The organism is Streptomyces sp. NPDC030021, assembly GCF_055574035.1.
The window spans coordinates 157,678-183,403 of sequence record NZ_JBVIAH010000001.1 but is presented as its reverse complement, the minus strand read 5'-3'; the positions used below and the strand labels follow the sequence as shown (position 1 = coordinate 183,403).

The window sequence follows — 25,726 nt, the reverse complement described above, 5'->3', positions numbered from 1 at the left end:
GGGCCATTCCCTGGGGTGCGCCCGGGTATTGAGCTGCCGTCAGCTCTGGTAGTAAAGTTTCCTAACGAAGCTGGGACGCCTCAACTACCAGATGGAGGCCTTGTGTTCACCCCCCGCCGCAAGATGCTGGCGATCGGCGCACTGCTCGGCAGTGCGCTGATCGCCGTCCCCGTCGCCGCCCACGCCACCACGGCCCCCGCCCCCGCGGCGGAGACCGCGGCGGCGGCAGCCGCAGGACTCGACGATCCGGCGAAGAAGGAGATCGCCATGAAGATCGTCTCCAGTGCGGAGAACTCCTCGCTGGACTGGAAGGCGCAGTACAAGTACATCGAGGACATAGACGACGGCCGCGGTTACACGGCCGGCATCATCGGATTCTGTTCCGGCACCGGCGACATGCTCGACCTCGTCGAGTACTACGCGCAGATCAAGCCGGGCAACGTCCTCGCCAAGTACCTCCCCGCCCTGCGCAAGGTCGACGGCAGCGACTCGCACGCCGGCCTCGATCCGAACTTCACCAAGGACTGGGCGAAGGCGGCCCAGGACGCCGACTTCAGGAAGGCCCAGGACCACGAGCGCGACCGGGTCTACTTCAACCCGTCCGTGAATCAGGGCAAGGCCGACGGGATCGGCGTGCTGGGCCAGTTCATGTACTACGACGCCATCGTCATGCACGGCGACGGCGGCGACTCCACCAGCTTCCGCAACATCCGCAAGCGCGCCCTGTCCAAGGCCAAGCCCCCGTCCCAGGGCGGCAGCGAGACCACCTACCTGAACGCCTTCCTCGACGCCCGGGTCTGGGCGATGAAGCAGGAGGAGGCGCACAGCGACACCAGCCGGGTCGACACCGCGCAGCGGGTCTTCCTGAAGAAGGGCAATCTGAACCTCAATACGCCGCTCGACTGGAAGGTCTACGGGGACTCCTTCCACATCGGCTGACGGTGCGCCGCGGACCGGGGCGGGAGCCCTCCTCCCCGTCCCGGCCCGCGGTGTCGCGGGGCGATAACGATGTGGGTAACGATCAGAGCAGCTGCGGGGGCGTCAAGTGGGCCTCTCGTTCGGACGTTTCGGACGTTCAGGGACATGGTGCTGCGGCTGTGTCCCGAAGTCGTAACTCCGGTGCCGGAAATCGGGCGGTCCAGTCGATTTGGCCTCCCCGGAAGTGGCTTGACCGCGACGTAAGGGGGGCATAAGTTCTGCCCCGGCTTGCTCCAGCAGGACGGGCCGAACCAACCGTCCTCTGGGGGGACCCTCATGAACCACTACACCGACGTCCTGAAGAAGTACGCCGTCTTCTCCGGCCGCGCGCGCCGCCAGGAGTACTGGATGTTCGCCCTCTTCCAGGCGGCCGTCGTGATCGTCCTCGCGATCCTGGACGCCGTCATCGGCGCCAACTCGATCATCGTCGGCCTGTACGTCCTCGGTACCATCGTGCCGTCCCTGGCGGTCACCGTCCGTCGTCTGCACGACCTCGGCAAGTCCGGCGCCTGGTACTTCATCGCCTTCGTTCCGTTCATCGGTGGCATCTGGCTGCTCGTCCTGACCGCCACCGCCGGTCAGCCGCAGCCGAACGAGTACGGCCCGGACCCGAAGGCCTACGCCGCCTGATCTGCCGTACGGGCCTGATCAAGGCCTGAAATGCCTGAGCGCCGCCCCTGGCCGGGAACAGCCGGGGGCGGCGCTTTCGCCTTTTCCGGGGCCCGCCGGGGCCCGCGTGACACGCGTCTCCCGGACTGGCGGCCGGGGGCTGTCCAGAGCGGCCCGATCACGAGATATCTTGATGTCGAGCAATGTTGCAGACGAGAGACGCAGACTGTGGAGCGGAGCATCCGGTGACTGACTCGACCATCATCTACACGCACACTGACGAGGCCCCGGCCCTCGCGACGTATTCCTTCCTGCCTGTGATCCAGGCATACGCGTCGACGGCCGGTGTGAATGTCGAGACCCGTGACATCTCCCTGGCCGGTCGGATCATCGCCGTCTTCCCGGAGTACCTCCAGGAGAGCCAGCGGATCGCCGACGCCCTCGCCGAGCTCGGCGAGCTGGCGAAGACCCCGGAAGCCAACATCATCAAGCTTCCGAACATCTCGGCCTCGATCCCGCAGCTCAAGGCCGCGGTCGCCGAGCTCCAGGGCCAGGGCTACGCCCTCCCGGACTACCCGGACGACCCGAAGACCGACGAGGAGCGCGACATCCGCGCCCGCTACGACAAGGTCAAGGGCAGCGCCGTCAACCCGGTCCTGCGCGAGGGCAACTCCGACCGCCGCGCCCCCGCCTCGGTCAAGAACTACGCCAAGACGCACCCGCACCGCATGGGCGCCTGGACCACCGAGTCGAAGACGAACGTCGCCACCATGGGCGAGAACGACTTCCGCTCCACCGAGAAGTCCGCCGTCATCGCCGAGGCCGGCACCCTGCGCATCGAGCACGTCGCCGCCGACGGCGCGACCACCGTGCTGCGCGAGTCCGTACCGGTCCTCGCCGGTGAGGTCGTGGACGCGTCCGTCCTGCACGTCGACGCGCTGCGCACCTTCCTGAACGACCAGATCGAGCGTGCCAAGGCCGAGGACGTGCTGTTCTCCGTGCACCTCAAGGCCACGATGATGAAGGTCTCCGACCCGATCGTCTTCGGCCACGTGGTCCGCGCCTTCCTCCCGAAGACCTTCGCCCGCTACGGCGAGACCCTGGCCGCCGCCGGCCTGTCGCCCAACGACGGTCTGGGCGCCATCCTGAACGGCCTGGGCGCGCTGCCCGACGGCGACGCGATCAAGGCCTCGATCGACGCCGAGATCGCCGAGGGCCCGGCCCTCGCGATGGTCGACTCCGACAAGGGCATCACCAACCTGCACGTGCCGTCCGACGTCATCGTCGACGCCTCGATGCCGGCCATGATCCGCACCTCCGGCCACATGTGGGGCCCGGACGGCGCCGAGGCCGACACCCTCGCCGTCCTCCCGGACAGCAGCTACGCCGGCGTCTACCAGGTCGTCGTCGACGACTGCCGCACCCACGGCGCCTTCGACCCGTCCACCATGGGCTCGGTCCCGAACGTCGGTCTCATGGCGCAGAAGGCCGAGGAGTACGGCAGCCACGACAAGACCTTCGAGATCGCCACCGCGGGCACCGTCCGCCTGGTCGACGCCGCGGGCAACACGGTCCTGGAGCAGGAGGTCGCCGCCGGCGACATCTTCCGCGCCTGCCAGACCAAGGACCTGCCGGTCCAGGACTGGGTCAAGCTCGCCGTCACCCGCGCCCGCGCCACCGGCGTCCCGGCCGTCTTCTGGCTGGACGAGACCCGCGCCCACGACGCGCAGCTGATCGCCAAGGTCAAGACGTACCTCGCCGAGCACGACACCGAGGGCCTGACCATCAAGATCCTCTCCCCGGTCGAGGCCACCGCCTTCTCCCTGGAGCGCATCCGCCGCGGCGAGGACACCATCTCGGTGACCGGCAACGTGCTGCGCGACTACCTGACCGACCTCTTCCCCATCCTGGAGCTGGGCACCAGCGCCAAGATGCTGTCGGTCGTCCCGCTGATGAACGGCGGCGGCCTCTTCGAGACGGGCGCCGGCGGCTCCGCCCCGAAGCACGTCCAGCAGCTGGTCAAGGAGAACTACCTGCGCTGGGACAGCCTGGGCGAGTTCTTCGCGCTGGCCGCCAGCTTCGAGCACCTCGCGACCACCACCGGCAACGCCCGCGCCCAGGTGCTGGCCGACACCCTGGACCGCGCGACCGGCACCTTCCTCAACGAGGACAAGTCGCCGAGCCGCAAGCTGGGCGGCATCGACAACCGCGGCAGCCACTTCTACCTCGCCACCTACTGGGCGCAGGAGCTGGCCAAGCAGACCGACGACGCCGAGCTGGCCACGGCCTTCGAGCCGGTCGCCAAGACGCTGTCGGAGCAGGAGGAGACCATCATCGCCGAGCTCGTCGCGGTGCAGGGCTCCCCGGCCGACATCGGCGGCTACTACCAGCCCGACGCCACGAAGGCCGCGGCGATCATGCGCCCGTCCGCGACCCTCAACCAGGCACTCGCCCTCCTGGGCTGATGCCGACAGCCGTACCCACGCGTCCCTGACGACGTGACCCGCTCCGCCCCGGCCGGCCCCGTGCCCGCCGGGGCGGAGCCGTGTCGGGCGCGTTCGGGGACGAGGCCGTCATGGGACTCCTGGCCGAGGAGTGGGCCCTGCGCTAGCGTTCGGGGTCGGTGCCCCGGGGGGCTTCACCGAAAACGCTCTGGGGGTTCTGTGGCACGTCGTTCCGACACGTCCTGCGGCGGTATCGGCTGCCTGGCGCTCCTGCTCGTGCTGTTCGTCCTGCCCACCGTCGGCTATCTGCTGGCGGTACCGCTGGCGCTGCCCGATCTGCTGGCCGAGCAGTCACCGCCGCAGCAGCTCCACGGCTTCGGCCAGTACCTTCTCGTCTACGCCATCCCGGCCGTCGTGGCCCTGCTGCTGGCCCTGTTCGCCTCGCGCCGAGGGACCGGCGGCTGGTGGCTGGTACCGGTCCGGGCGGCTGCGCTGCTCGCGCTCGTCGCCGGGGCGCTGTGGTGGACGGAGAGCAGGGTCGGGGAGTACCCGGTGTGGAACGTCCGGGCCACGGCCGAGAGCATGGCCGCGGGACTGGTGGCGCTCGCCTTCGTCGTGGCGGTGCGCCGCTGGGACGCCTCGCGCGGCGGCCCGCGCGTCGCCGTCGGCACCGGCCGGCCGGCGCCGGGGGAGATCTGGCTGGCCATGGTGCCGCTGCGCGAGGACCCGGCGCGGCAGCTGCGGCACTACTGCGTGGTGCTGGCCGTCCATCCCGGCCACGCGGAGGTCGCCCAGATCACCACCAAGGACAAGGACGGGCGCGCCGACCACATCCGGATGCCCAACGACGGCTGGGACAAGGCCTCCGGCCGCGCGCACTGGGTGGAGTTCGGCCGTCCGCCGCGCCGGGTCGACTACGGGATGTTCCTCAAGTCCCGGCCGCAGGGGCGCTGCCCGGCACCGGTGTGGCGGCAGCTCAGCCGGCAGCTCGGCTGATCCCGGCGGCCACGTCCACGGCGACGTCCGCCGCCCCGTCCGCAGCCACCCGGAAGCCGATGTTCCCGGCGGAGCTGTCGGGGGTGTTGCGGGTGCGCGCCGCGACCCGGTAGCGGTTGCAGTACGAGTCGTGGCACATGTGGGAGCCGCCGCGCATGGTCCGTTCCGGCCCGGCGGGCGAGAAGCGGTCGGCGGACCACTCCCACACGTTGCCGACCGTCTGGTGGAGGCCGTACCCGTTGGGCCGGAAGGCCTTGGCCGGGGCCGTGCCCGCGTACCCGTCGGCCCGGGTGTTGTGGACCGGGAAGTCTCCGTTCCAGATGTTGCACATGTACCGCCCGCCGGGGCGCAGCTCGTCGCCCCACGGGTAGCGCTTCTGCTCCAGCCCGCCGCGCGCTGCGAACTCCCACTCCGGCTCTGTGGGCAGCCGGGTCCCGGACCAGGCGCAGTACGCCTGGGCGTCGTGCCAGGAGACGTGGACCACGGGGTGGTTCCGGCGGGCGGCGAAGGAGGAGCCGGGCCCCTCCGGACGGCGCCAGTCGGCCCCGGAGACGGCCCGCCACCACGGGGTCCCGGCCACCGCGGGCGAGACGGCCGCGAGTTCACCGGTCAGGAAACCCGCGAAGACGAAGCTGAAGCCGAAGGACTCCGCCTCCGTGACATGGCCGGTGGCCTTCACGAAGGACGCGAACTGCGCGTTGGTGACGGTGGTCGGGGCGATGCGGAACGACCCGACCACCTCCTGACGTACCGGACCCTCGCCGTCCGCCGGGAACCCGTCCGGATCCTCGGTCCCCATCAGGAACCGGCCGCCTACGAGGGCGACGAGGTCGCGTACGGCCCGGGCCGCCGCCGGGTCCGCGGCCGGGGCCCCCACGGGCGCGGGTTCCGGCCACGGGGCCGGGGTCAGGACCTCGGCGGCGGGCTCGCGTCCGGGGGTGCAGCAGGGCTCGGGCGGCATGGATCTCTCCTGGGGGACGGTACGGGGGTGGCCGGAGGGGTACGGATCCGCCCGGGTCGGCCGGCGCGGTCGGCGCCGGTATGCCGAGGGCCTGTTCCTGTGCCGGGGTGGCCACCGGGGTTCGCGACGCTGCTCGCGCACCGTCGAACCCGCAGGTCAGACCCTAGAACCGGGGTGTGGCAACACCGTGGCAGGCCTGTGGCGGCTCCATGGCGGCGCTGTGCCGCGCACGTAACGGGGCTCGGCGGAGCCGGAGCCGAAGCCGGTGAGCCGAAGCCGGCGGATCAGAGCCGGTGGATCCGCTCCTGATCGAAGGCCAGCGGGGACCGCCCGGCCGCCAGGATCCGCAGCCCCGGCGCCACGGCCAGCAGGTTCCGCAACCAGGCCAGGGCGTCCGGGCCGAGCTGCTCCGCGCCGTCCAGGACGAGCAGCATGTCCCGTTCGGCCAGCCACGAGGCGGTGTTCGCCGTCCCGCAGGCCGGGGCGGGCATACCGGGTACGGTGCCCAGTTCGGCCGTCAGCTCGCGGACTCCGTAGCCGCCGTGCTGCGGATTCATGGCGACGACGGCCACCCCGTCGTAGAAGTTGGACGCGATCCGCCGCGCGATCTCCCGTACCAGCAGGCTCCGCGGCTCGCGGAAGGCTCCCGCCACGGTCAGCACGCGCCCCCGCCGGACGGCGGTGAGCAGCCGGGACATTTCGGCGGACGTCGCCGGCAGCGTTCCGGATAAGCCATTTTCCCTCATCGACCCGGCTTCCCCCATGGCCCCGGATTCCCTCATCGGCACCATGCCCCCATTGCATGCGTGACCAAGTGCGGCAGGAGGGTTTCTTCGAGCCGCGTGACGACGATTATGCGCCACTTGCGCCGTAAGGCTAGGGGAATGTCGCATTCCGAAGGATGCGTTCGCTGCGGCCCAGGTGGGGGCATCGTCCGGGCCGCCGGACGGGCGGCGTAGTTCCCGTGGTCCGTGTGACGTACGTACCCGAACTCCGGCTCCTGGGAACGGTTGTCCGGAAGCCGGGATTGGGCTCTACTGCTGTGCAGCCCCTACGAGGGGCATATTCGCGGGAGGGACCAGGATGACAGCGGACCGGCGAACGGACCGGCGAGCACGGCATCGTGCGGGCCGGCGGGAACGGCGCGCCGGCCGGGCGGCCGGACCCGTGTCGCACCGGCGCCGGCCGGCCTTCCGGGGCCGCAGGCCGCTGCTCGCCACGCTGCTCTCCGCCTTCTTCCTGGTCGGTGTCTGCGCGGCCACCGGAATCGCCTGGGACCCCCGCGACGCGGCTTCCGTACAGGAGGCCGCCGCCCGCGGCGGCGGACTCCCGGCTGCCACCGGGACCGGCGGCGCGCCCGGCACTCCCGGCGAGGCCACCCCGTCCCCCACCGAGCCCCCGGAGCCCACCAAGGGCGCGGCGGCCAAGGGCAACCCCAAGGGCGCGGCGGACTCCGGAGCCGAACGCCCCACCGGAGCCCTGCCCTTCGACATGCCCTCGCCGGCCGCCCTGCGCTCCGGCGGCGCGGGCAGGAAGCTGGTGTTCGCCCACTACTTCACCCCCTACCCGCTCTCCCTCGACAACGCGGCCGCGGACCGGGACTACTACACCCGCAACTACCTCGACCCCGACGGCGAGAGCGGGAAGCACGGCCGGTACGGCGGCCTGCTGCGCGACCGGCCGCTGCCCGTGGCCCCGAAGAGCGGCGACTGGGAGTACGCCAACCTCCAGCAGGAGGTGCGCACGGCCCGTGCGGCGGGCATCGACGGCTTCACCCTCGACCTGCTCTCCCTCTCCGGCAAGAACTGGGACCGCTGCAACCTGCTGATGGCGGCCGCCCGTTCGGTGGACCCGGCCTTCAAGATCATGCTGATGCCGGACATGACCTCGCTGAAGACCGACGACCCCGCCGTGCTCGCCGGCGCGATCGCCACGCTCGCCGACGACTCCGCCGCACACCGGCTCCCCGACGGCCGCCTCGTGGTCTCCCCCTTCAAGGCGGAGGAGAAGAGCGTCGCCTGGTGGACCGAGGTCATCGCCCGCCTGAAGTCCGAGCACGGCATCCGCACCGCCTTCGTCCCGCTCTTCCTCGACTTCGGCGCCCACAGCGGCGAGTTCGCCCCGATCAGCCACGGCTTCTCCGAGTGGGGCAGTCGCAGCTACGTCGGCCAGGAGAGCTCCACGCGCGACGTCCGGCGGGCCCACGACATGGGCAAGATCTGGATGCAGCCGGTGTCGGTCCAGGACGCGCGCCCCAACCAGGGCATCTACGACGAGGCGGGCAACACCGCGACCCTCCGCTCGACCTGGACCCACGCCATCGAGGACGGCGCCGACTGGGTGCAGCTCACCACCTGGAACGACTATTCGGAGGGCAGTCAGTTCGCCCCCTCCCTGCACAACGGCTACGCGTACCTGGACCTGACCTCGTACTACCTGAGCAAGTTCAAGACGGGCAGCTGGCCGGAGATCGTCCGGGACACCCTCTACCTCTCCGCGCGCACACAGTTCGCGGACGCCGACCCGACGGGCGACCAGTCGCTGGTGATGTCGCTCCGCAAGGGGAGCGCCCCGGCCCGGGACAAGGTGGAGGTGCTCAGCTTCCTCACCGGGGCCGGAGCGGTCCGGACGGCCGTCGGCACCACGGACGGCAGTTACGAGGCCCCCGCAGGGATCCACTCGCAGCTGCTCCCGCTGAAGGCGGGCAGTAGTTCGGCGCAGGTCGTCCGGGACGGCAAGGCCGGAGTGAAGGTCGACCTGCCGTACCGGGTGGACCACAAGGTGGAGGTGCAGGACCTCCAGTACTACGCGGCGACCAGCGGCCGCGACGGGTAGGGGGCGTCATGCCGGTCAGGCCGGAGGGGTGAATTCCGGCTGGTCGAGCAGGCGCAGCCAGCTGCCGTCGCCCTGGCGCCGGACGACCTGCGCGCGAGCCCCCGAGCCGTCCTTCGGCGGGGTCGAGGTGAGCGCGATGTCACCGCTGACCAGCGTCGGCAGCGGGGCCTCCGGTTCGAAGACCGGGCGGTGGGCCAGCACCTTCTCCCACAGCGCCCGGATCGCCTCGCGGCCCACCGTCCGCTCCCCGGGCGGGTACGCCATCACCGCGTCCTCCTCGTAGAGCGCGGCGACCCCCGCCGCGTCCCCGGCGTTGGAACGCTCGACGAACAGGCGGGTGATGTCCTCGGGCCGCATCGCCTTCTCGTACACGACTTCCTCCCTGGGGTGTGCGCGTCCGCCGCGCTTCGTACCTCCAGCCTGATCTCCCCACTACCAGAAGTCCAACAGATGGATCTTCTGGCAACTAGAATCTCCAGTCATGGAACTGAGGCAGCTCGCCTACTTCGTCGCCGTCGCCGAGGAACAGAACTTCACCCGGGCGGCCGAGCGGGTGCACATCAGCCAGTCCGGGATCAGCGCCCAGATCCGCCAACTGGAACGGGAGCTCGGCGCCGAGCTGTTCGACCGCTCGGCCCGCACCGCCACCCTCACCGCGGCCGGAGCGGCCGCGCTCGCACCCGCCCGGGCCGCGCTCGCCGCCGCCGAGGCGGTCGGCCAGGCGGTGGGGGACGTGGCCGGCGTGATCCGGGGCCGGATCACGGTCGGCATGGTCGTCGGCTGCACCGTCACCCCGCTCTTCGACGCCCTCGCCGCCTTCCACCGCGCCCACCCCGGCGTGGAGATCGCCCTGCTGGAGGACAACTCCGACCGGCTCGTCCAGGGGGTTCGCGCCGGCACGGTCGACGTGGCCCTCATCGGGACGGCGACCGCCGCACCGGCCGGACTGGAAGCCCTCACGCTCGTCAGCGAGCGGCTCGTCGTCGCGGTCCCGCCCGATCACCCGCTGGCCCACCAGCGCCGGGTCACCCTGCGCGACCTCGCCCGCCACCCGGTCATCTGCATGCCCGCCGGCACCGGCCTGCGCACGGTGTTCGACCAGGCCTGCGCCGCACAGCGGGTGCGGCCCGTGATCGCCCTGCAGGCCGGGGCCGCGGACGCCATGGCCGACCTCGCCGCCCGCGGCCTGGGCGTCGCCGTCCTCAGCGAGTCCATGGCCGAGAGCTACCGCGACCGGCTCAGCGCCCGCGTCCTCGACGACGTCGGCATCCCCGCCCTGCTCTGCCTGGTCTGGCGCCCCGCGCACGGCCCCGCCGTGCGCGAGCTGCTCGCGTACGGGCGCCGGGCCTTCGGCGGCGGTCTACCGGAGCCGACGGCCGCGGGAGATGATCCGCAGGACAGCCGCGCCGCATCCCCGGAGGAGCAGTGACCGAGCCGATACGTCCCGCCGGGTCCGCCCACGAGTTCCCGGGCGGACCCGCCCTGTTCCGCCTCGACCCCCGCGTCGCCCACCTGAACCACGGCTCCTTCGGCGCGGTGCCCGTCCCCGTCCAGGAGGCCCAGGCCGCGCTCCGCGCCGAGGTCCACGCCGACCCCGACGCCTTCTTCATAGCCGTCCCGGACCGCCTCGCCGAGGCCCGCACCCGGATCGCCGCCCACCTCGGCGCCGACCCCGACGGGATCGCCTTCATCGCCAACGCCACCGAGGGCGCCAACCTCGCCCTGGACGCCGTCCCGCTCGCCGACGGCGACGAGATCCTGGTCACCGACCACGGCTACGGCACCGTCGTCGCGGCCGCCGCCCGCCGCGCCCCGGTCACCACCGTGGCCCTGGACCCCCACCTGCCCGACGAGGACGCCGTACGCGAGAGCGTGCTGGCCGCGCTGACACCCCGTACGAAGGTGGCCGTACTCGACCACATCAGCTCGCCCACCGCCCGCATCATCGCCTCGCCCCAGCTCCTCGCGGACCTGCGCGAACGCGGGGTCACCACCGTCGTCGACGGCGCCCACGCCCTGGGCATGCTCCCCGACCCCCTCGCGGGCGGCGCCGACTTCTGGTTCGGCAATCTGCACAAATGGGGCTACGCACCCTCCGGCAGCGCGGTCCTGGCCGTCGCCCCGCAGCACCGCCACCGGATCAGGGCCCTCGTACCGTCCTGGGAGGACCAGCACGGATTCCCGCGGTCCGTCGAGAACCGCGCCACCGCCGACTACACCGGCTGGCTCGCCGCCCCCGAGGGGCTGGACCTGCTCGAACGCCTCGACGCGGCCAAGGTCCGGGCCCACAACAGCGCACTGGCCGCCCACGGAGCGGCCTTGCTCGCCGAGCTCCCCGGGCTCACCCCGCTCCCGCACGGCGAGGCCCTCGCCATGCGCACCCTGCGCCTGCCGGCCGGGGTCGCCGACACCCCGGACCGGGCCCGCGCGCTGCGCGAGCGGATCGCGGCCGAACAGGGCATCCGGGTGCTGATCTGGCCCTGGCCGGGCGGCGGCGGCATCCGCGTCTGCGGCCAGATCTACAACCGGCCCGAGGAGTACGAACGCCTCGCCGCCGTCCTCCCGTCCTGCCTCAGCCGCGCCTGAGCAGGTACGTGTCCATGATCCACCCCTTGCGGGCGCGGGCCTCGGTGCGCAGCTCCTCGATCCGCCCGGCGACCTCCGCGAGCTTGCCCGAGATCAGGATCTCGTCCGGGGTGCCCACGTAGGCCCCCCAGTAGATGAAGAGGTCCTGGTCCAGGTGGGCGGTGAAGGCGTGCCGCGCGTCCAGCATCACCACCACGTCGTCCACGTCGTCCGGCCAGCCCTCGGCCAGCCTGCGGCCCGTGGTGATCTGGACCGGGCGCCCGACCCGGTTCAGGTTGGTCCGGTGCCGTGCCAGCAGCGCCGAGATGCTGCTGATGCCGGGCACGACCTCGTGCTCGAACGTCACCCGGCCGCGCTCCAGCACCTCGTCGAGGATCGCGAGCGTGGAGTCGTAGAGGGAGGGATCGCCCCAGACCAGGAACGCCCCGGTCTCGCCGTCCGCCAGATCCTCCGCGATGAAGCGCTCGAAGAGCCCGGCCCGCGCGCTGCGCCAGCCGTCCACCGTCGGGGTGTAGTCGGCGGGCGTCCGGTCCCGGTCCGGGTCGCGGCCCTCCACCAGCCGGTGGCCGGGGCGGGCGTGCGCGTCGAGCATCGCGCGCCGCAGCCCGGTCAGATCCGCCTTCTCCTCGCCCTTCTCCAGGATGAGGAATGCGTCCGCCGCGCCGATCGCCCTGACCGCCTGGAGGGTCAGATGGTCCGGGTCGCCCGCGCCTATGCCGATCACTGAGAACTTCTTCACCGGGCTATTGTGCCCATCATGCGAGCCGCCCTGTTCGTCACCTGCGTCAATGACGCGTTCTACCCGCGGACCGGCATCGCCGTCGTACGCCTCCTGGAGCGGCTAGGGGTCGGCGTGGACTTCCCGGCGGCCCAGAGCTGCTGCGGGCAGCCGCAGTACAACACCGGCTACCGGTACGAGACCGAACCGCTGATGCGGCGGACCGCGCGGGCCTTCGCGGGACACGCGTACGTGGTCACGCCCTCCGGATCCTGCGCCGCGATGCTCCGCGAGCACTACCCGCGCATCGGCCGGAAGGCGGAGGCCGAGGGGCGCGGCAGCGAGCTCGCCGAGGCGGCCGCCGCGCTCGCGCCGCGGGTGTACGAGCTGACCGAGTTCCTGGTCGACGTGCTCGGGGTGACCGACGTCGGCGCGTACTTCCCGCACACCGTCACCTACCACCCCTCCTGTCACGGCCTGCGCGGCCTCGGGCTGGGGGACCGGCCGCGGCGGCTGCTGGCCGCGGTCAAGGGCCTGGACCTGGTCGAGCTGCCGGGCGCCGAGGAGTGCTGCGGCTTCGGCGGCACCTTCGCCGTCAAGAACCCGGACGTCTCGACCGCCATGGGCACCGACAAGATCACGGCAGCGGCCGGCACCGGCGCCCGGGTGCTGTGCGGCGCCGACAACTCCTGCCTCGCCCACCTGGACGGCCTGCTGCGCCGCGCGGACAGCCCGCTGCGGACCCTGCACCTCGCCGAGATCCTGGCCGCGACCGAGGAGGAACCGCTGTCGTGACCCGTACCCACCTGGGCATGCCCGCCTTTCCCGCCTTCCCCGCTGCCGCCCGCGAGGCCGTACGGGACGGGGTGCTGCGCGCCAACCTCCGGCACGCCACGCACACCATCCGCGACAAACGCGCGCGGGCCGTCGCCGAACTCGCCGACTGGGACCGGCTGCGCGCCGCGGGCAAGGCCGTCAAGGACCACACCCTCCGCCATCTCGACCGCTACCTGCTGCAGTTGGAGGAAGCGGTCACGGCCGCCGGCGGCACCGTCCACTGGGCCGCCGACGCGGACGAGGCCAACCGGATCGTCACGGAACTGGTCCGGGCGACCGGCGAGCGCGAGGTCGTCAAGGTCAAGTCCATGGCCACCCAGGAGATCGGGCTCAACGAGGCCCTGGAGGCCGCCGGGATCGCCGCGTACGAGACCGACCTCGCCGAACTCATCGTGCAGCTCGGCCACGACCGCCCCTCCCACATCCTGGTCCCGGCCATCCACCGCAACCGGGCCGAGATCCGCGACATCTTCCGCGCCGAGATGGGCGGCTGGGGCCGGCCGGCGCCCGAACCCCTCGGCGACGACCCGCGGGAACTCGCCGAGGCGGCCCGCCTGCACCTGCGCGAGAAGTTCCTGCGCGCCAAGGTCGCCGTGTCCGGGGCCAACTTCATGGTCGCCGAGACCGGCACGATGGTCGTCCTGGAGTCCGAGGGCAACGGCCGGATGTGCCTGACCCTGCCCGAGACCCTCATCTCCGTCGTCGGCATCGAGAAGGTCGTCCCGACCTTCCGCGACCTGGAGATCTTCCTCCAGACGCTGCCGCGCTCCTCGACCGCCGAGCGGATGAACCCGTACACGACGATGTGGACCGGGCTGGGCCCTTCAAAAGGGGCGGACGGCGACGGGCCCGCCGCCTTCCACCTCGTCCTCCTCGACAACGGCCGCACCGACACCCTCGCCGACGAGACCGGCCGCCAGGCCCTGCGCTGCATCCGCTGCTCCGCCTGCCTCAACGTCTGCCCGGTCTACGAGCGCGCCGGCGGCCACGCCTACGGCTCCGTCTACCCGGGCCCCATCGGCGCGATCCTCAGCCCCCAACTCCGCGGCACCGGCAGCGCGATCGACGCCTCGCTGCCCTACGCGTCCACCCTGTGCGGAGCCTGCTACGAGGTCTGCCCGGTCGCCATCGACATCCCCGAGGTCCTCGTCCACCTCCGCGAACGGGTCGCCCAGGGGGGCCCGGTGACCCGCGACGGCGTCCGCGTCACCCTCCGCCCCGCCGACGGCCACACCGCCGAACGGGCCGCCATGCGCGCCGCCCGGCTGCTCCTGGACCACCCGGGGGCCCTGCGCGCGGGGGAGCGCCTGCTGGCCAGGGCCCGGCGGCTGGCCCCCCGCCGGCTCCCCGGAGCCGGGCGGGCCTGGACCGACAGCCGCGAACTGCCCACCGTGGCGGCGCAGTCCTTCCGCGACTGGTGGGCCCGCGAACGGAGCGCCCCGCAATGAGCAGCAAGGACCGCATCCTGGGCCGGATCCGCCGGGCACTGCGCGACGACGCGCCCGCGGTGGAGATCCCCCGCGACTACCTCCCCGTCCACGGCGCCCGGACCCCGGCGGAGCGGGTGGACCTGCTCGCCGCCCACCTCGCCGAGTACCGGGCCGTGGTCCACCGCACGGACGAGGAGGCGCTGCCCGCGCTGCTGGCACGGCTCCTCGACGCGCGGGGCGCCCGGTCGGTGCTCGTCCCGCCCGGCCTGCCCCCGCACTGGCTCCCGGCCGGGGGCCCCACCCGGGTACCCGACCGGGCGGCCTCCACCCCGTACGAACTGGACCGGGTCGACAGCGTGGTCACCGGCTGCGCGCTGGCCGTCGCCGAGACCGGCACGATCGTCCTCGACGGCGGCCCCGACCAGGGCCGGCGGCGCATCACCCTGGTCCCGGACCACCACATCTGCGTGGTCCGCGTCCCGGACCAGGTGGTGGACTCCGTACCGCAGGCCCTGCCGCTCCTCGACCCGAACCGCCCCCTGACCTGGATCTCCGGCCCCTCCGCCACCAGCGACATCGAACTCGACCGGGTGGAGGGCGTCCACGGCCCCCGCACCCTGGAAGTGGTCCTCGTAGGCACACAATGAGGGCATGCCCTCGCACATCGCCCTCACGGCCCTCCTCGTCCACGACTACGACGAGGCCATCGACTTCTACACCCGCGCCCTCGGCTTCGACCTCGCCGAGGACACCGCCCGCCCGGACGGCTCCCGCTGGGTCGTGGTCCGCCCGCCCGGCGCCACCGAATCCGCGCTCCTCCTGGCCCGCGCCAAGGACGAGGCCCAGCGCTCCCGCGTCGGCGACCAGACCGGCGGCCGCGTCGGCCACTTCCTGTACACCGACGACTTCACCCGCGACCACGCCCGGATGACCGCCGAGGGCGTCCGCTTCCTGGAGGAGCCGCGCCACGAGCCGTACGGCTCCGTCGCCGTCTTCGAAGACCTGTACGGCAACCGCTGGGACCTCCTCCAGCCCGCCGCCTAGTGCTGTGACCGGCAAGGTTCACCGGGTTGCGACGCCCGGCACGGCACCTCATCCCCCAGACTCCGTCCGGGGGGACCCCCAGGTTGTCGGACCGCGCACGTACGTCCAGTACGAGCCGCGGCCCTCCGTCTTGCGATGCTTCCCCTAGGCCCTGCGGGCCTGGGGAGACCCCATGCACCGGACGCCGCAACCCGGCAAACCTTTCCGGCCACAGCACTAGATTCCCAGCCTCGGCGCCTCGCGCGCGGCATCGACGGCCGGGCCGCCGTCCGCCACCCGGCCGGCCAGCTCCCCGGCCCACCGGACCAGGCTCGGCACGTCGACCCCGTACGGGCCCCCGTCCAGCCCCTCGATCCCGGCGGCCCCGCGCCGCAGCAGCCGCGCCCCGCCCACCGCGTTGCCGCGCGCGGCGTGCGTCAACCCGACGGCGAGCTGCGCGAGCCCCCGCCAGAGCGGGGCCGCGGCCTCGGGCCCGGACTTCCAGGCATCCTCGAACACCTCGTGCGCGTGGAACGGCATCCCGGCGTCCAGCAGCCGCTGCGCCTCCCGCACGGTCCCCTCGGGGGAGCGCACCACCCCCTCGGGCTGCCGCTCCACCCCGGCCACCCCATAGGCGAGCGGCCGCCCCAGCCCATCCCTCGGCCGCGCACTGCGCGCCCGCCCGTCGACGTCCCGATCCCGTGCGTTCACCACCCCATCCTCCCCCCTCGCCGATTACCCGTGCATGCACACCCCTCGGCGTGGGGTAATGTTCTGCATGTGCCGCCGGGCAGGGGGAAACCCCAGGTCGCAGGCACAACGGGACGTGGCGCAGCTTGGTAGCGCACTTGACTGGGGGTCAAGGGGTCGCAGGTTCAAATCCTGTCGTCCCGACCAGCGTTTACGCAGGTCGGAGGCCGTTCTCTCACACATGGGAGGACGGCCTTTTCCGTGCCCGGAGTCCTGGTGGTCGCAGTGTGGTCGCACGCCCGCTTCGGGGTTGGTCGGCGGTGGGGTGGAAGCCGGTCGAGGCGGGGGAGCGGAGCTGGTTGAGGGCTTCGCGGAGGTGCTGGATGTGGTCGCGTGGTGGTCGCAGCCGTTCCAGCCAGGCCCGTCGGTCGTTTCGTTTCTGGGCCCGGGTGAGGGTGTGGTCGATGGTGTCGACGGCTTCGCGGGCGGCTTGTTGGGTGAGGTGGCTGTAGATGTTGGCGGTGGTCGAGAGGGTGGAGTGCCGCAGGGTCTTGGAGACGACGGTGAGGGGGACGCCGGCGGTGATGGTGATGGTGGCGGCCAGGTGCCGCAGGTCGTGAACGGTCACCCGCGGTACACCGGCCTCTTTGGAGAGTTGCCTGAGCCGGTCGAGGACGGTGTGGGGTCGCAGGGGTCGGCCGTCGGGTCTGCAGAAGACGAGTCCGGTGAATGGATCGCAGGGATCGCTGTGGCGGCGGGCCCTTGACCGGGCCCGGTGCTTGAGTGCGGTGGCGACGCGGGGTGAGACGGCGACCCAGTTCCGACTGGTACGGGTCTTGGGCGTGGTGATGACAAGGTGGTTGTTGTCGATCGCGGAGAGCGTGCACCGTACATAGAGGACACGCTCGGCCAGGTGGACGTCGTCCCAGTGCAGACCGAGGGCCTCTCCTTTGCGCATGCCGGTGCCGATGAGGAACTCGAACATGTCGGCCATGTCCGGGTCTGCCTGGTGGCTGTGCTGGAGGAAGCGGACAGCCTCGTCCGCGGTCCAGATCCGTCGCTCGGGCGACGGCGGGCGGTGAAGGGCTGGGGGACTGGCGGGGTTGTGGGCGAGGCGATGCTGGCGGACCGCGTCACCGAGAGCGCTGGAGAGGGTGGCCAGGCAGCGGTAGAGGGTGGTCTTGCCGCGGCCTGCGGCGAGCTCGCCGGTGACGAAGGCCGCGATGTGACGGTGCCCGAGCTCGTCCAGCTTGAGGCTGCCGAAGGCGGGCGCGAGGTCGTTGTGGACGTAGTCCCGGTAACGCGCCATGGTGGTCGGCTTGAGCACGAGTGCCTTGGCGGCGAGCCAGGCGGTCAGGTAGTCGTCGACGCTCTGGTTCGGGTCGGCGTTGAACCCGCCCGCCTCGCCCTCCAGGAACCTCCGCAGCGCCCCTTCGGCCGCGTCGTGACTGACGAATCCGCCACGGCGAACCGTCGTCCGACGGCGGCGCGGTGCCGGGACGTCGACCGCGAACGTCCACGTTCCGTGGTCACCGTCGGTGAACAGGTGCGGGCAGCGGGTGCCGAGCTGGTGACGCAATGTGTCGCGGCAGCCACACCTCCGGTAGATGCGGCCGCGGTCGCCGGTGGTACGCATGGGGATCGCCTCCAGGAGGCGGAAGAAGGCCGACACCTCCAGTCTCGTGCGACCACCTGCGACCACCACGACCCAGGCGCCTTCTGTGACCTGCGCTTTCCCCTTGTCTTTGCGCCAAGGGCTGGAGCGCGCTTGCTGCTCGGTGGTGGTAGCCACTCGAGGTAGCGCTCCGTTAATAAGCGGATGCGGTTCGTGGCCTTCGGCTGAGGGAAGGGTGAGGTCGGCGAAGCCGGCATCGCGGTCACGGCCAATGCCTCTCGCGGAGGAGGCGCTGGCCAGGCTTGGTTTGGAGGGGCTGCGGCCGTGGCATCCGTTCACGTGAAAGGGTCGCCAGCCTGATCATCAGTGGGGATGACCCGGGCAGGGCATGGGTCGGGCCGATCTGGTGAGCGCCTGACCGCGATTGCAGCCCATGGTGGCCAACGCACTCGGCGGTGCCGCGCCAGCCCTGCCAGACGGTCAGGGGAACAGCCAGAGCCTGTCCACCCAGGCGATTTGGATGAAGCGCCCCTTCTCTGCGAGCCAGGGGTAGGGCGTGCGGAACCGCGTTAGGTTCTCCATCGATACGACCGGTGCGTTGAGTTGCCCCGCGACGTTGAGTACGGCATGCGAGGACGTCGAGGTAACGGCGATTACGTTCCCTTGGGCGATGGCCTGGTCGAGTAGGTCCCGTTCGTGGTGCTCGACCGCTTCGGACACATCCGTGCCGATGACCGTGACAATGCGCCGGCCCGGGAAGCGTTGTCCGATCGCTGCGAGTGCGGAGGTGAGCAGCCTATAGCTTGGCGGTCGCCGTGATGCCGGGGTGCGCCCTGCCGTCATGACTCCTCTGCCGTCGACGACGAGAGTCGCAGCAGCCGGCCTGGGATCTTCCACCTGTGGTTCGGCGTCCACCAGGGACCTCCCGGTCTTCCTCGCGTTGCTGTCGGGAGCTGGCTCGCTGATCCGTCGGAGCAGCCTTTCCAACTCACGGTCGAGGCCCTGCTCGATGGGCGTTCCGTCGGGTCCGAAGCAGTCGAGTTCCGCGTTGAGGATCTCGCGGCCCCCGTGCCGCAGAACGGCTCGGACCTTGAGGATTCCGTCGCGGTCGTACCGGTAGTCGACGTCGAAGAGATTGGCTGAGGGATCGGCTGAGGGCTGGGGTACGGGCAGCTCGAGCCGGGCGAGCGGGAACGTGCGCTCGTCATCGGCGGCGCGGGCGCTGTCGCCCTCGACGATTTCAAGGACGACTCTTGAGGCACCGCGAACGGCGGGCATTGCACTGCGGCTGCCGCGTGCGGGCAAGGTGGAGTAGCGCGGGATCAACGTGGCGAATCCGCGACGGCCGCCGGCTTGGAAGGCAAGCCCCAGATCATGGCTGGCAGCCACCGAGATGGTGGTCCCCGGGACCAGGCCGTCGATCTCGGCGGCTGTGATCGCGGCTCCGCGGGCGACTGCCGTCATGGGGTTGCAAAGACGCGCGTTGACGACATCCCGGACCAGTGCCCCTTCGACCTCGCGGCGGACCATCGGGATCTGTGAGGTTCCACCGATCATCAGCACTGCGTCAAGCGCGCTGGGGGAGAGCCCGACGTCGTTGAGACACTCCTCTAGCGGTACCAGAGCTCGCCGTACAAGAGGTTCGACGGCCTGCTCGAACTCCTCGCGGTGGATGATCACGGCGCGGCCGCCGCCTGGCGGCTCGAAGAGGACCTCTGTGGTGTCTGGCTGGGAAAGCGCGATTTTGGTGAGCTCCACATGACGACGCCAGCGAAGGGCTTCGGCGCGCGTGAGGTGCTCAGGCCTCGTACCGAGCTTAGGCAGCACGAGCTTCACCAGCGCCTCGTCGAATTCGAGTCCGCCGAGGGCCGTGATCCCTCGTGAGGCGATCTCGTCGAAGATGCCGTCGTAGTGCTCGAGAACCGTGATGTCGATGGTGCCGCCGCCCCAGTCGAAGACGAGGAAGCATCCTTCGCCGGGGTATTCGTGCGCGTAGCTGATGGCAGCCGCGGTGGGCTCGTTGATGAGAGCCTTCACCTTGATGCCGGCCAGGCGTGCCGCGGCCCGCGTTCGGTAGCGGGCCGCGCCGGTCGCGTTGGCGGGGACAGTGACGACGGCCTCGTCCATCTCCCGAAGGTTACGGCGGACACCGGCACGCATTTGGTCGAACAAGGAAGCCGCTACCGTTGTACTCCGATAGGGCTCGTTGCCCAACCAGACGTTGTGCTCTTCCGGTACGGAGAAATGCACGCTCTCGTCTTCGGCGGACGAGGCCCTCGGCCTGGAAGCGAGCATGCGCTTGACCGCGTCCTGCGGTGTTGCCGTGCTGCACTTCGCGTCCCATCCGAAGCACAGCGTTCGCTGTACGTCGCGAATGGAGACCACCGAAGGGAACAACTCGTCGAAGCCGGGACGGTTCCACTCGGCGGGTAGGCCCCCGCTGTCCACCCGGATCACCTCAGTGCCGTGCCCAGTCCAGCGTGCGACGACCGAGTTGCTGGTGCCGAAGTCGATCCCGAACGTCATCCTTTGCCCTTCGACTCGACAGTCCCGTCTGCAGGCAGTTGCCGTACTGCGCCCCGCTGGACGACGCGGCCGGTCGTGGTCTCGATGTAAGCCGGCGAGACAACCTCGTAACTGGCCGCGTCGTTGTGTTCATCCGAGTCCACGACGTCGAAAGGCGTCAGATTGGCTGGCGTTGTCAGCCGAGTGAGTCCTGCTCGCTTCATTTCGGCTTCGACGCGCAGGCGTACAGCTGCGATGTCGTCGGTGCCCCATACAGTGCGATCGATCAGCGCGAGTTGCGCGAGCTGCTCGTCGCGGACGCGAGTAGCGTCGAGCACGGCGGTCCGTAGGGTGTCGTCCACCGCTGCCTGGACAGCCTGACGCACCAGTGTGCCCACCTTGTCGGCGGTGGACATGGCCACGCGGATGGCGTCGTCGAGCTCTTCGGTGAGCTTGCGGGACAGCTCCTGTGATGCTTTGAGTCCTGCCTTGGAGGCTGCTTTGTCCACTTGAGAGGCCAACTTCACGGTCAGCTTCTCGAAGAGCACGCTGGGGTCGGCGAGTGCGTCGCCCACCACGGGCGTGCGTCCGTCGTGTTCCTCTGCAACATCACGCTCCCAGTTCCTGTGGGTCTGCCGCGTGGCGGTGTCCGCCCTGGTGTCGGGTACGGATCGTCGGCCCGGTGACCGGGTTTGTTGTCCCTGTGCCTTTGGCTGGTCTTGGGCGACACCGGGCCTCGGACGAGTGCGTAGTCCCTGGAAGTCGGGGATGTCGTTGAGGGGTTGCTTCTTTTTGCTGCCCATCAGTGGTTCTTCCTCGGCTTTCTGCTGCGGCTGATGATGTCCCGGGCCGCCTCGGACGCGGTCCAGTTCTGTTCTTCGGATGTGCTTGGGTCCGTGCGGCGTTCCATGGGGCGCATCTGTGGGTGTAGTACGGGTGAGTAGACGCGCGGGATCCACAGGAATCGCTCGTCGAGGGGAAGCTCGTACAGAGTCTCAGCTTCCGCGCCCAGGCGCCCGGCCACCTCGCGTCGCTGGATTCGGTCCTTGGCGCTGTTGACGTACTCCAGCTGCTCGACTGGGACTTGGCCGCGCAGGATTCGCCAGCCGTGGCGCCACTCGGACGAACCATGCTCGACGGAAAGAGCCAGATACGGGTTGAGGACGTCGTGGGGTCTCGACTTCTGACGCAGAGCCTGCAGCAGTTCGCTGAGCAGGATCATGCGTCGGCGGACCTGGGGGTCCACGCCTCCACGACGCCGAGTACCGCGCATGAGTACTTCCTCCAGGAGTCCGACCCCCCGGTCCAGTCTGTCCCGGTCTCCCGGGCGAGCGGTCAGGAAGTGGACATACGCCAACACCACGCGCGCTTCCCGGTCCGCTTTACTGGCTGTTGCTCCCTCTTTCTCGTTGCGAAGAGCACTCGCCTGCTCGACTACGCTGCGGAGGACGTCCGGCGCAATGTCGGGTTGAGCTGCCATGGACCAATGCGCCTCGTCGAGCAGCCGGTACAGGCGCCGCGTGCCCGCCCAGTAGTGGAACTTGGACGAGCCGGACACCAAACGATCGTGTGGGAGACAGTCTTCCAGCAGGAAGAACAGTCCCGGTTCATGTCCTAGCTCTGGTCCCACGGCAGCCCCGCGGAGTACGGCCCGAAGCGAGCGGACCAGCCGGGAGAGATCCGGTGGGAATTGCGTGTCGCCGAGCGGCCCGACATCGTCGAGCGCATTGATGTCACCAGCGATCAGTGCCGCCCGCAGACTCCACTCGTCGTGCCGCCCATCGACTGGAAGGACCTCGGCCCCCTCCACCACGGCGCGCCGTCGCAGCTCACTCGTCCATGCCAGGGCCTCGACGTCGGAGGCGTCGAGTGCGCCCGGTGACACGCGGGCTGTTACGTAGCGGGCGCGGTCGTCGCGGTCCGGCCAGCTGGCCGGGTGGGCCCGTGCATCGAGCCTCCCGGAGTCGATGAGGTCGTCTACGACGGCCAGTGGCAGCGTGCGCACGACGCGGTTCCACGCCTCCTTCGAGAGGACGGCACGCGTATCGGCTTCGTGGGCCTCCAGGAGCAGCTGCCATGAGTCTGCCTCGGACGGATCCACCGGGGGAGCGGGAAGGCGGCCGGTGAGAATGGCTTCGGCCCGAAGCGATTCGCCGTCGCTGAACACAGGCAAACCCGCCGTCGTGAGATCGACAAGATGGGCGAGGGCGACGAGGGCCGGGAATGCGGCGGAGACGCTTTCCCGTACGGCGTTGCCGACGTACTCCATCGGATCGCGCAGGCCGCTGGCTTCCATGAGCATGTCGTGGAACATGTCCGCGACCCCGGCCTCTCCGGCGATACGATCCAGGATCGTGACGAGGCGCGTGGGCAGCACCAACGGCGCAGGTGGGGCATCCGGTGTAGCACCTGTCACGCCGACATCGCTGGTATCAACTGCTCTCCGACGAGCGCGGAGAGCAGGTATCTCGCCTCTCTCCCGGGCGAGCCGACGCTGTTGGCGCTTCTCCCGCTCAACCTGGCGAAGCTCCTCGGTACTGGCCTCGTCAACAGAGTCCAGCGACATCTGATGTGTCCCCTCGGCGAGTACGACCTGCAACCAGCCCCACGTCACAGGTGTTTCGATTCGGATCGTATGCCAGGTTGGAGGGCCCGGACACAGCCGTTCCAAAAGGTGATCACCGAAGGGTTTTTGGCCCGGCTGCCCATCCCGATGGGAAGCCGATCGCGTACAGCCTCTGGGGGGCTACGGCAGGCTTGTCGTACTCCGCTCTTATGCTCGCCCGATGACGTCTTACGAAGGCACCCATCCGACCGTTCTCGTCCGGGTGGGCGACAGGCACGCACAGATCGATGAGCAGCTCGCGCCCACGATCCAGGCGATGTGGGAGTGCGGGTTTGACACCTTCACCTGCTGTCAGGACGTGGGCGAGAGCAACGCGGACTGGCCGGAGAAGTTGCCGCACATGGCGGAGTGGGTGGAGTCCAGGCGTGGCTGGATGCTCATCGACTTCCCGGTCGACAACGGTCTCGCCTTCCTCTCGGCCGTGGCGAACGCCAGCCTGCGGGACGAGTTCTACGTCCGGATGACGCACTGGGCGGCTCCGGACGCGTGGGACGTGACGGTCAAGCTGATGGACGTGGCGATGTTCCAGGAGGAGCTGCCATCGCAGTTCCGTCTGCAGCTGCTCCAGGTGAGCTTCCCGGCGTATGACCTGCCGGAACTGACCCGCCGCCTCCGCGAGCACGCCGCAGGCCGCTCGGTGCCGCCGGCCCCCGCCGACTGGAGCACCGTCGGCCGCTAGGCCCTTTGCCTGGTGGGCCGGTGACCGGGGCGGCGCCCGGTGGTGAGGGTCTTAGAATGATGTTGCCGTTTCGGGGCTAGGTGCGGGGGACATGTGGACGAATTGGTCGAGTTCAAGACGGACAGTGGCGCATCGGTGGTGGTTGCCGTCACTCAAGAGAGTCGCGGTGCCCGGCCCGTGTCCCGTGGAGACGGTGTGCCGCGGCAGGCGGTGCAGACCTTCAACACCGCGTTGGAGAGCATCCACACAGCGGCTGAGTCGGCGCTGCGCATCTTCCGCGACGGGCAGCTCAAGCCTGACACCGTCGAGATCGAGTTCGGCGTGAAGTTCTCTGCCGAGGCCGGCGCGGTCATCGCGAAGACGTCCATGGAGGGGAACCTCGTGGTGAAGCTCAGCTGGGCGCCGGGCGCCGATGGGGCAACCCCGGTCGGCTGATGGGATCAGAGTCCTGGCAGGTACGGGTCGGGGCGGGGAGCGTCGGCTCCGGATTTCTGGTGACCGATCGGCATGTGATGACCTGCGCACACGTGGTGGCGGGTGCGGAACGCGCCGAGGTCACGTTCGCCCAGTACCCGGATCTCGGCTCGTTCACAGCATCTGTGATCGTCGGAGGCGACTGGCACGGGGAGGTCCGGGGCGATGTCGCAGTCTTGGAGCTTGAGCGGCCGGTGAACGTAACGCCGGCCAGGTTCGCCGTCGTTGACGCGCCGTACGCGCATCCGCTGGCCAAGCTGACTGCGTACGGCTTTCCCCAAGACTACGACGAGGGGATCCTCGGCGAGTTCCGGAGCGCCAGTGACCAGCTGATCGCAGGGGAGTGGGTCCAGCTGGAGTCCTGGACGGACCACGGTCAGCCGCTGGAGGAGGGGTTCAGCGGCGCGGCGGTCCTGCGGGAGGATACCGGCGAGGTGGTGGGCATGGTCACCGCCAAGCATGAGAGGGGAGGGGGCGGAAGGATGCTTCCCTCCCGGGTGCTCGTCCGGCACTGGCCGGGTGCGGCAGGGCTGGTGCCCGTACGCGATCACAGTCCCGAGGCGGTGGCCCGACTGCGGGACCTCGTTCAGGGATGCGCCGACGATCGCGCCCCGGAGGCCGTTTACCGGAGCGTCATGGGACCACTGGCCCCGCTTCCGCCCGTCGGCGCCGGCTTCCTGTCCTTATGGGACGTGGCCTGGTTCCTGCTGACAGAAGTCACCCCTGCCCCGGGCACCGCGCCCTGGGCGGACTTCGCCGCGTACCTTGCCGACCGGACCCAGGACCCGGCCGTCAGGAGCGCGCTGTACCAGTGGGCGGGAGACCACCGGTCGGGGACGGCGCCTCAGGGGCCGGGGAACCGCCCGGTGCCGGGCGACGGCGGGGCCAAGTGGTCTCCGATCCTCGTCGAGATCGAACGCAGCGGCGCCGACCACGACGCGTACCTCGTCTCGGTCTATGCGATTCGGGGCGGGCGCTCGCAGCTCGTGGCCAGCAACACTCTTGCCAAGGGGCGAGTGCGGGAATACGTGAGTGAGCGCCTCGACCATGCCTTCCGGCAGATCGATCGCAGCGGGGATGAGCTCATCGCCTTCGCGTTGCCCAGAGACTGGCTGGGCGAGCCCGTCGACGAATGGCACACGAGTGCAGAGGACCCGACCCCGCTGGGATGCTCCCATCCCGTCGTGGTGATGGATCTCGGCCGGCGCCGTCAGTCCAGGCTCCAGTTCATGCTCGACAAGGCCTGGCAGACGCTCGAGCGAAGTTCCGGCACTGCCTGGCACCGGGTCGAGTGCGGCAGTGCCCAGGACCCCACTAGGCTCACCGTCCGGCTCAGCAAGCAGGCGACCGCCGTGGGATACGGGGCGCCCCCCGAAACCGATCAGGCGCGCGGGCTGCTGCTGGCGGGTCTGAACGCGGCGGTGCCCGTCATGGTCTGGCAGCGGTCGATCTGTTCCGGCCGGCACGGCGGGGATGCCACGGCGGAACGCTCCTGCGTCGGTGCTCGCTTCCTCGACGCCCTGCAGGAGCGCCTGACATCGCTGTCCCCAGCGGATCTCCCAGGATACGTTCGTGAGTTGCGAAGAGAGGCGTACGAGGCCGAGGAGCCCGAACCGCACTGGGCCGCCGGCCTGGCCCTCGTCTGGGAGGATCCGCGATGGTTCCCGGAAGCGAACGTCTATTCACAATCCCCGGTCAGTTGAGCGACAGTCGAGCGATC

General features: G+C 70.5%; 23 protein-coding genes and 1 tRNA gene. 15 read left to right on the top strand and 9 right to left on the bottom strand.

Annotated elements, in window-relative coordinates:
- The first annotated feature begins 123 nt into the window (after positions 1-123).
- The 4 genes from ACZ4YL_RS00750 to ACZ4YL_RS00735 all read left to right on the top strand — a co-directional run bounded on the left by ACZ4YL_RS00750 (position 124) and on the right by ACZ4YL_RS00735 (position 5,027).
- Positions 124-939, top strand: a complete 816-nt coding sequence (locus ACZ4YL_RS00750) for a chitosanase (RefSeq protein ID WP_468113461.1) — start codon at positions 124-126, stop codon at positions 937-939.
- Positions 940-1,254: 315 nt separating this feature from the next.
- Positions 1,255-1,608 carry a DUF805 domain-containing protein gene (locus ACZ4YL_RS00745; protein WP_468113076.1) on the top strand — a complete coding sequence of 118 codons (354 nt, stop codon included), beginning with the start codon at positions 1,255-1,257 and terminating at the stop codon, positions 1,606-1,608.
- A gap of 224 nt (positions 1,609-1,832) precedes the next feature.
- Positions 1,833-4,052 carry an NADP-dependent isocitrate dehydrogenase gene (locus ACZ4YL_RS00740; protein ID WP_468113075.1) on the top strand — a complete coding sequence of 740 codons (2,220 nt, stop codon included), beginning with the start codon at positions 1,833-1,835 and terminating at the stop codon, positions 4,050-4,052.
- Positions 4,053-4,250: 198 nt separating this feature from the next.
- Positions 4,251-5,027 (top strand): hypothetical protein, encoded by a 777-nt coding sequence (locus tag ACZ4YL_RS00735; RefSeq protein ID WP_468113074.1) that lies wholly within the window; start codon positions 4,251-4,253, stop codon positions 5,025-5,027.
- On the opposite strand, the gene ACZ4YL_RS00730 is transcribed toward ACZ4YL_RS00735, so the two are convergent.
- Together ACZ4YL_RS00730 and ACZ4YL_RS00725 are read right to left on the bottom strand one after the other, a co-directional pair.
- Positions 5,008-5,988 carry a formylglycine-generating enzyme family protein gene (locus ACZ4YL_RS00730; protein WP_468113073.1) on the bottom strand — a complete coding sequence of 327 codons (981 nt, stop codon included), beginning with the start codon at positions 5,986-5,988 and terminating at the stop codon, positions 5,008-5,010. The two genes, ACZ4YL_RS00735 and ACZ4YL_RS00730, sit on opposite strands and share 20 nt — an antisense overlap.
- Before the next feature lie 284 nt (positions 5,989-6,272).
- Positions 6,273-6,686: a hypothetical protein gene (locus ACZ4YL_RS00725; protein ID WP_468113072.1), complete on the bottom strand. Its 414-nt coding sequence runs from the start codon at positions 6,684-6,686 to the stop codon at positions 6,273-6,275.
- Between the two features lie 469 nt (positions 6,687-7,155).
- Here ACZ4YL_RS00725 and ACZ4YL_RS00720 point away from each other — a divergent pair, with 469 nt between their 5' ends.
- Complete coding sequence (locus tag ACZ4YL_RS00720) at positions 7,156-8,823, top strand: glycoside hydrolase family 71 protein (RefSeq protein WP_468113071.1); 1,668 nt, start codon at positions 7,156-7,158, stop codon at positions 8,821-8,823.
- Between the two features lie 15 nt (positions 8,824-8,838).
- Here the strand turns inward: ACZ4YL_RS00720 and ACZ4YL_RS00715 are convergent, their stop codons facing one another.
- Positions 8,839-9,180, bottom strand: coding sequence for a YybH family protein (locus ACZ4YL_RS00715; RefSeq protein ID WP_468113460.1), 342 nt, complete (start codon positions 9,178-9,180; stop codon positions 8,839-8,841).
- A 124-nt stretch (positions 9,181-9,304) separates the two neighbouring features.
- On the opposite strand from ACZ4YL_RS00715, the gene ACZ4YL_RS00710 reads away from it, so the two are divergent.
- Both ACZ4YL_RS00710 and ACZ4YL_RS00705 read left to right on the top strand, forming a co-directional pair.
- Positions 9,305-10,252 carry a LysR family transcriptional regulator gene (locus ACZ4YL_RS00710; RefSeq protein WP_468113070.1) on the top strand — a complete coding sequence of 316 codons (948 nt, stop codon included), beginning with the start codon at positions 9,305-9,307 and terminating at the stop codon, positions 10,250-10,252.
- On the top strand, positions 10,249-11,409 hold the full coding sequence (locus ACZ4YL_RS00705) for an aminotransferase class V-fold PLP-dependent enzyme (protein WP_468113069.1): 1,161 nt from the start codon (positions 10,249-10,251) through the stop codon (positions 11,407-11,409). The genes ACZ4YL_RS00710 and ACZ4YL_RS00705 overlap by 4 nt, the downstream gene beginning before the upstream one ends.
- Here the strand turns inward: ACZ4YL_RS00705 and cobF are convergent.
- Positions 11,396-12,148, bottom strand: a complete 753-nt coding sequence (gene cobF / locus ACZ4YL_RS00700) for a precorrin-6A synthase (deacetylating) (RefSeq protein ID WP_468113068.1) — start codon at positions 12,146-12,148, stop codon at positions 11,396-11,398. The genes ACZ4YL_RS00705 and cobF overlap by 14 nt on opposite strands.
- A gap of 18 nt (positions 12,149-12,166) precedes the next feature.
- Between cobF and ACZ4YL_RS00695 the strand changes: the two genes are divergently transcribed.
- Genes ACZ4YL_RS00695 through ACZ4YL_RS00680 form a run of 4 tightly spaced genes read left to right on the top strand, consistent with a single transcriptional unit; the run spans position 12,167 to position 15,438 of the window.
- Positions 12,167-12,922 carry a (Fe-S)-binding protein gene (locus ACZ4YL_RS00695; RefSeq protein WP_468113067.1) on the top strand — a complete coding sequence of 252 codons (756 nt, stop codon included), beginning with the start codon at positions 12,167-12,169 and terminating at the stop codon, positions 12,920-12,922.
- A gap of 17 nt (positions 12,923-12,939) precedes the next feature.
- Positions 12,940-14,412 carry a lactate utilization protein B gene (locus ACZ4YL_RS00690; protein ID WP_468113459.1) on the top strand — a complete coding sequence of 491 codons (1,473 nt, stop codon included), beginning with the start codon at positions 12,940-12,942 and terminating at the stop codon, positions 14,410-14,412.
- On the top strand, positions 14,409-15,041 hold the full coding sequence (locus ACZ4YL_RS00685) for a LutC/YkgG family protein (RefSeq protein WP_468113066.1): 633 nt from the start codon (positions 14,409-14,411) through the stop codon (positions 15,039-15,041). The genes ACZ4YL_RS00690 and ACZ4YL_RS00685 overlap by 4 nt, the downstream gene beginning before the upstream one ends.
- Positions 15,042-15,045: 4 nt before the next feature.
- Entirely contained in the window at positions 15,046-15,438 is a 393-nt protein-coding gene (locus ACZ4YL_RS00680; protein WP_314246601.1) for a VOC family protein, read from the top strand.
- Positions 15,439-15,654: 216 nt separating this feature from the next.
- On the opposite strand, the gene ACZ4YL_RS00675 is transcribed toward ACZ4YL_RS00680, so the two are convergent.
- On the bottom strand, positions 15,655-16,128 hold the full coding sequence (locus ACZ4YL_RS00675; RefSeq protein ID WP_468113065.1) for a DUF309 domain-containing protein: 474 nt from the start codon (positions 16,126-16,128) through the stop codon (positions 15,655-15,657).
- A gap of 109 nt (positions 16,129-16,237) precedes the next feature.
- On the opposite strand from ACZ4YL_RS00675, the gene ACZ4YL_RS00670 reads away from it, so the two are divergent.
- A tRNA-Pro gene (locus tag ACZ4YL_RS00670) sits at positions 16,238-16,314 on the top strand.
- Between the two features lie 28 nt (positions 16,315-16,342).
- Here ACZ4YL_RS00670 and ACZ4YL_RS00665 read toward each other — a convergent pair.
- The 4 genes from ACZ4YL_RS00665 to ACZ4YL_RS00650 all read right to left on the bottom strand — a co-directional run bounded on the left by ACZ4YL_RS00665 (position 16,343) and on the right by ACZ4YL_RS00650 (position 22,607).
- The gene (locus ACZ4YL_RS00665) at positions 16,343-17,743 is read right to left on the bottom strand and encodes a site-specific integrase (protein WP_468113064.1); all 1,401 of its coding nucleotides are present in this window, start codon (positions 17,741-17,743) and stop codon (positions 16,343-16,345) included.
- A 459-nt stretch (positions 17,744-18,202) separates the two neighbouring features.
- Positions 18,203-20,248 carry an Hsp70 family protein gene (locus tag ACZ4YL_RS00660; protein WP_468113063.1) on the bottom strand — a complete coding sequence of 682 codons (2,046 nt, stop codon included), beginning with the start codon at positions 20,246-20,248 and terminating at the stop codon, positions 18,203-18,205.
- Positions 20,245-21,030 (bottom strand): hypothetical protein, encoded by a 786-nt coding sequence (locus tag ACZ4YL_RS00655; RefSeq protein WP_468113062.1) that lies wholly within the window; start codon positions 21,028-21,030, stop codon positions 20,245-20,247. The genes ACZ4YL_RS00660 and ACZ4YL_RS00655 overlap by 4 nt, the downstream gene beginning before the upstream one ends.
- The gene (locus ACZ4YL_RS00650; RefSeq protein ID WP_468113061.1) at positions 21,030-22,607 is read right to left on the bottom strand and encodes a hypothetical protein; all 1,578 of its coding nucleotides are present in this window, start codon (positions 22,605-22,607) and stop codon (positions 21,030-21,032) included. The genes ACZ4YL_RS00655 and ACZ4YL_RS00650 overlap by 1 nt, the downstream gene beginning before the upstream one ends.
- 406 nt (positions 22,608-23,013) lie before the next feature.
- Between ACZ4YL_RS00650 and ACZ4YL_RS00645 the strand changes: the two genes are divergently transcribed.
- The 3 genes from ACZ4YL_RS00645 (at position 23,014) to ACZ4YL_RS00635 (ending at position 25,709) form a co-directional block, all read left to right on the top strand.
- Positions 23,014-23,532, top strand: a complete 519-nt coding sequence (locus ACZ4YL_RS00645) for a hypothetical protein (RefSeq protein WP_468113060.1) — start codon at positions 23,014-23,016, stop codon at positions 23,530-23,532.
- Positions 23,533-23,625: 93 nt separating this feature from the next.
- Positions 23,626-23,967: a CU044_2847 family protein gene (locus tag ACZ4YL_RS00640; protein WP_267840088.1), complete on the top strand. Its 342-nt coding sequence runs from the start codon at positions 23,626-23,628 to the stop codon at positions 23,965-23,967.
- Positions 23,967-25,709 carry a VMAP-C domain-containing protein gene (locus ACZ4YL_RS00635; protein ID WP_468113059.1) on the top strand — a complete coding sequence of 581 codons (1,743 nt, stop codon included), beginning with the start codon at positions 23,967-23,969 and terminating at the stop codon, positions 25,707-25,709. The genes ACZ4YL_RS00640 and ACZ4YL_RS00635 overlap by 1 nt, the downstream gene beginning before the upstream one ends.
- Positions 25,710-25,726: the final 17 nt, after the last annotated feature.

What these genes read in the sequence shown, in the direction of transcription:
- ACZ4YL_RS00750 (WP_468113461.1), top strand. Translation starts at nt 124, where the DNA reads ATGCTGGCGATCGGCGCACTGCTCGGCAGTGCGCTGATCGCCGTCCCC.
- ACZ4YL_RS00745 (WP_468113076.1), top strand. Translation starts at nt 1,255, where the DNA reads ATGAACCACTACACCGACGTCCTGAAGAAGTACGCCGTCTTCTCCGGC.
- ACZ4YL_RS00730 (WP_468113073.1), bottom strand. Translation starts at nt 5,988, where the DNA reads ATGCCGCCCGAGCCCTGCTGCACCCCCGGACGCGAGCCCGCCGCCGAG.
- ACZ4YL_RS00725 (WP_468113072.1), bottom strand. Translation starts at nt 6,686, where the DNA reads ATGTCCCGGCTGCTCACCGCCGTCCGGCGGGGGCGCGTGCTGACCGTG.
- ACZ4YL_RS00715 (WP_468113460.1), bottom strand. Translation starts at nt 9,180, where the DNA reads ATGCGGCCCGAGGACATCACCCGCCTGTTCGTCGAGCGTTCCAACGCC.
- ACZ4YL_RS00710 (WP_468113070.1), top strand. Translation starts at nt 9,305, where the DNA reads ATGGAACTGAGGCAGCTCGCCTACTTCGTCGCCGTCGCCGAGGAACAG.
- ACZ4YL_RS00695 (WP_468113067.1), top strand. Translation starts at nt 12,167, where the DNA reads ATGCGAGCCGCCCTGTTCGTCACCTGCGTCAATGACGCGTTCTACCCG.
- ACZ4YL_RS00690 (WP_468113459.1), top strand. Translation starts at nt 12,940, where the DNA reads ATGCCCGCCTTTCCCGCCTTCCCCGCTGCCGCCCGCGAGGCCGTACGG.
- ACZ4YL_RS00685 (WP_468113066.1), top strand. Translation starts at nt 14,409, where the DNA reads ATGAGCAGCAAGGACCGCATCCTGGGCCGGATCCGCCGGGCACTGCGC.
- ACZ4YL_RS00680 (WP_314246601.1), top strand. Translation starts at nt 15,046, where the DNA reads ATGCCCTCGCACATCGCCCTCACGGCCCTCCTCGTCCACGACTACGAC.
- ACZ4YL_RS00665 (WP_468113064.1), bottom strand. Translation starts at nt 17,743, where the DNA reads ATGCGTACCACCGGCGACCGCGGCCGCATCTACCGGAGGTGTGGCTGC.
- ACZ4YL_RS00660 (WP_468113063.1), bottom strand. Translation starts at nt 20,248, where the DNA reads ATGACGTTCGGGATCGACTTCGGCACCAGCAACTCGGTCGTCGCACGC.
- ACZ4YL_RS00655 (WP_468113062.1), bottom strand. Translation starts at nt 21,030, where the DNA reads ATGGGCAGCAAAAAGAAGCAACCCCTCAACGACATCCCCGACTTCCAG.
- ACZ4YL_RS00645 (WP_468113060.1), top strand. Translation starts at nt 23,014, where the DNA reads ATGACGTCTTACGAAGGCACCCATCCGACCGTTCTCGTCCGGGTGGGC.
- ACZ4YL_RS00635 (WP_468113059.1), top strand. Translation starts at nt 23,967, where the DNA reads ATGGGATCAGAGTCCTGGCAGGTACGGGTCGGGGCGGGGAGCGTCGGC.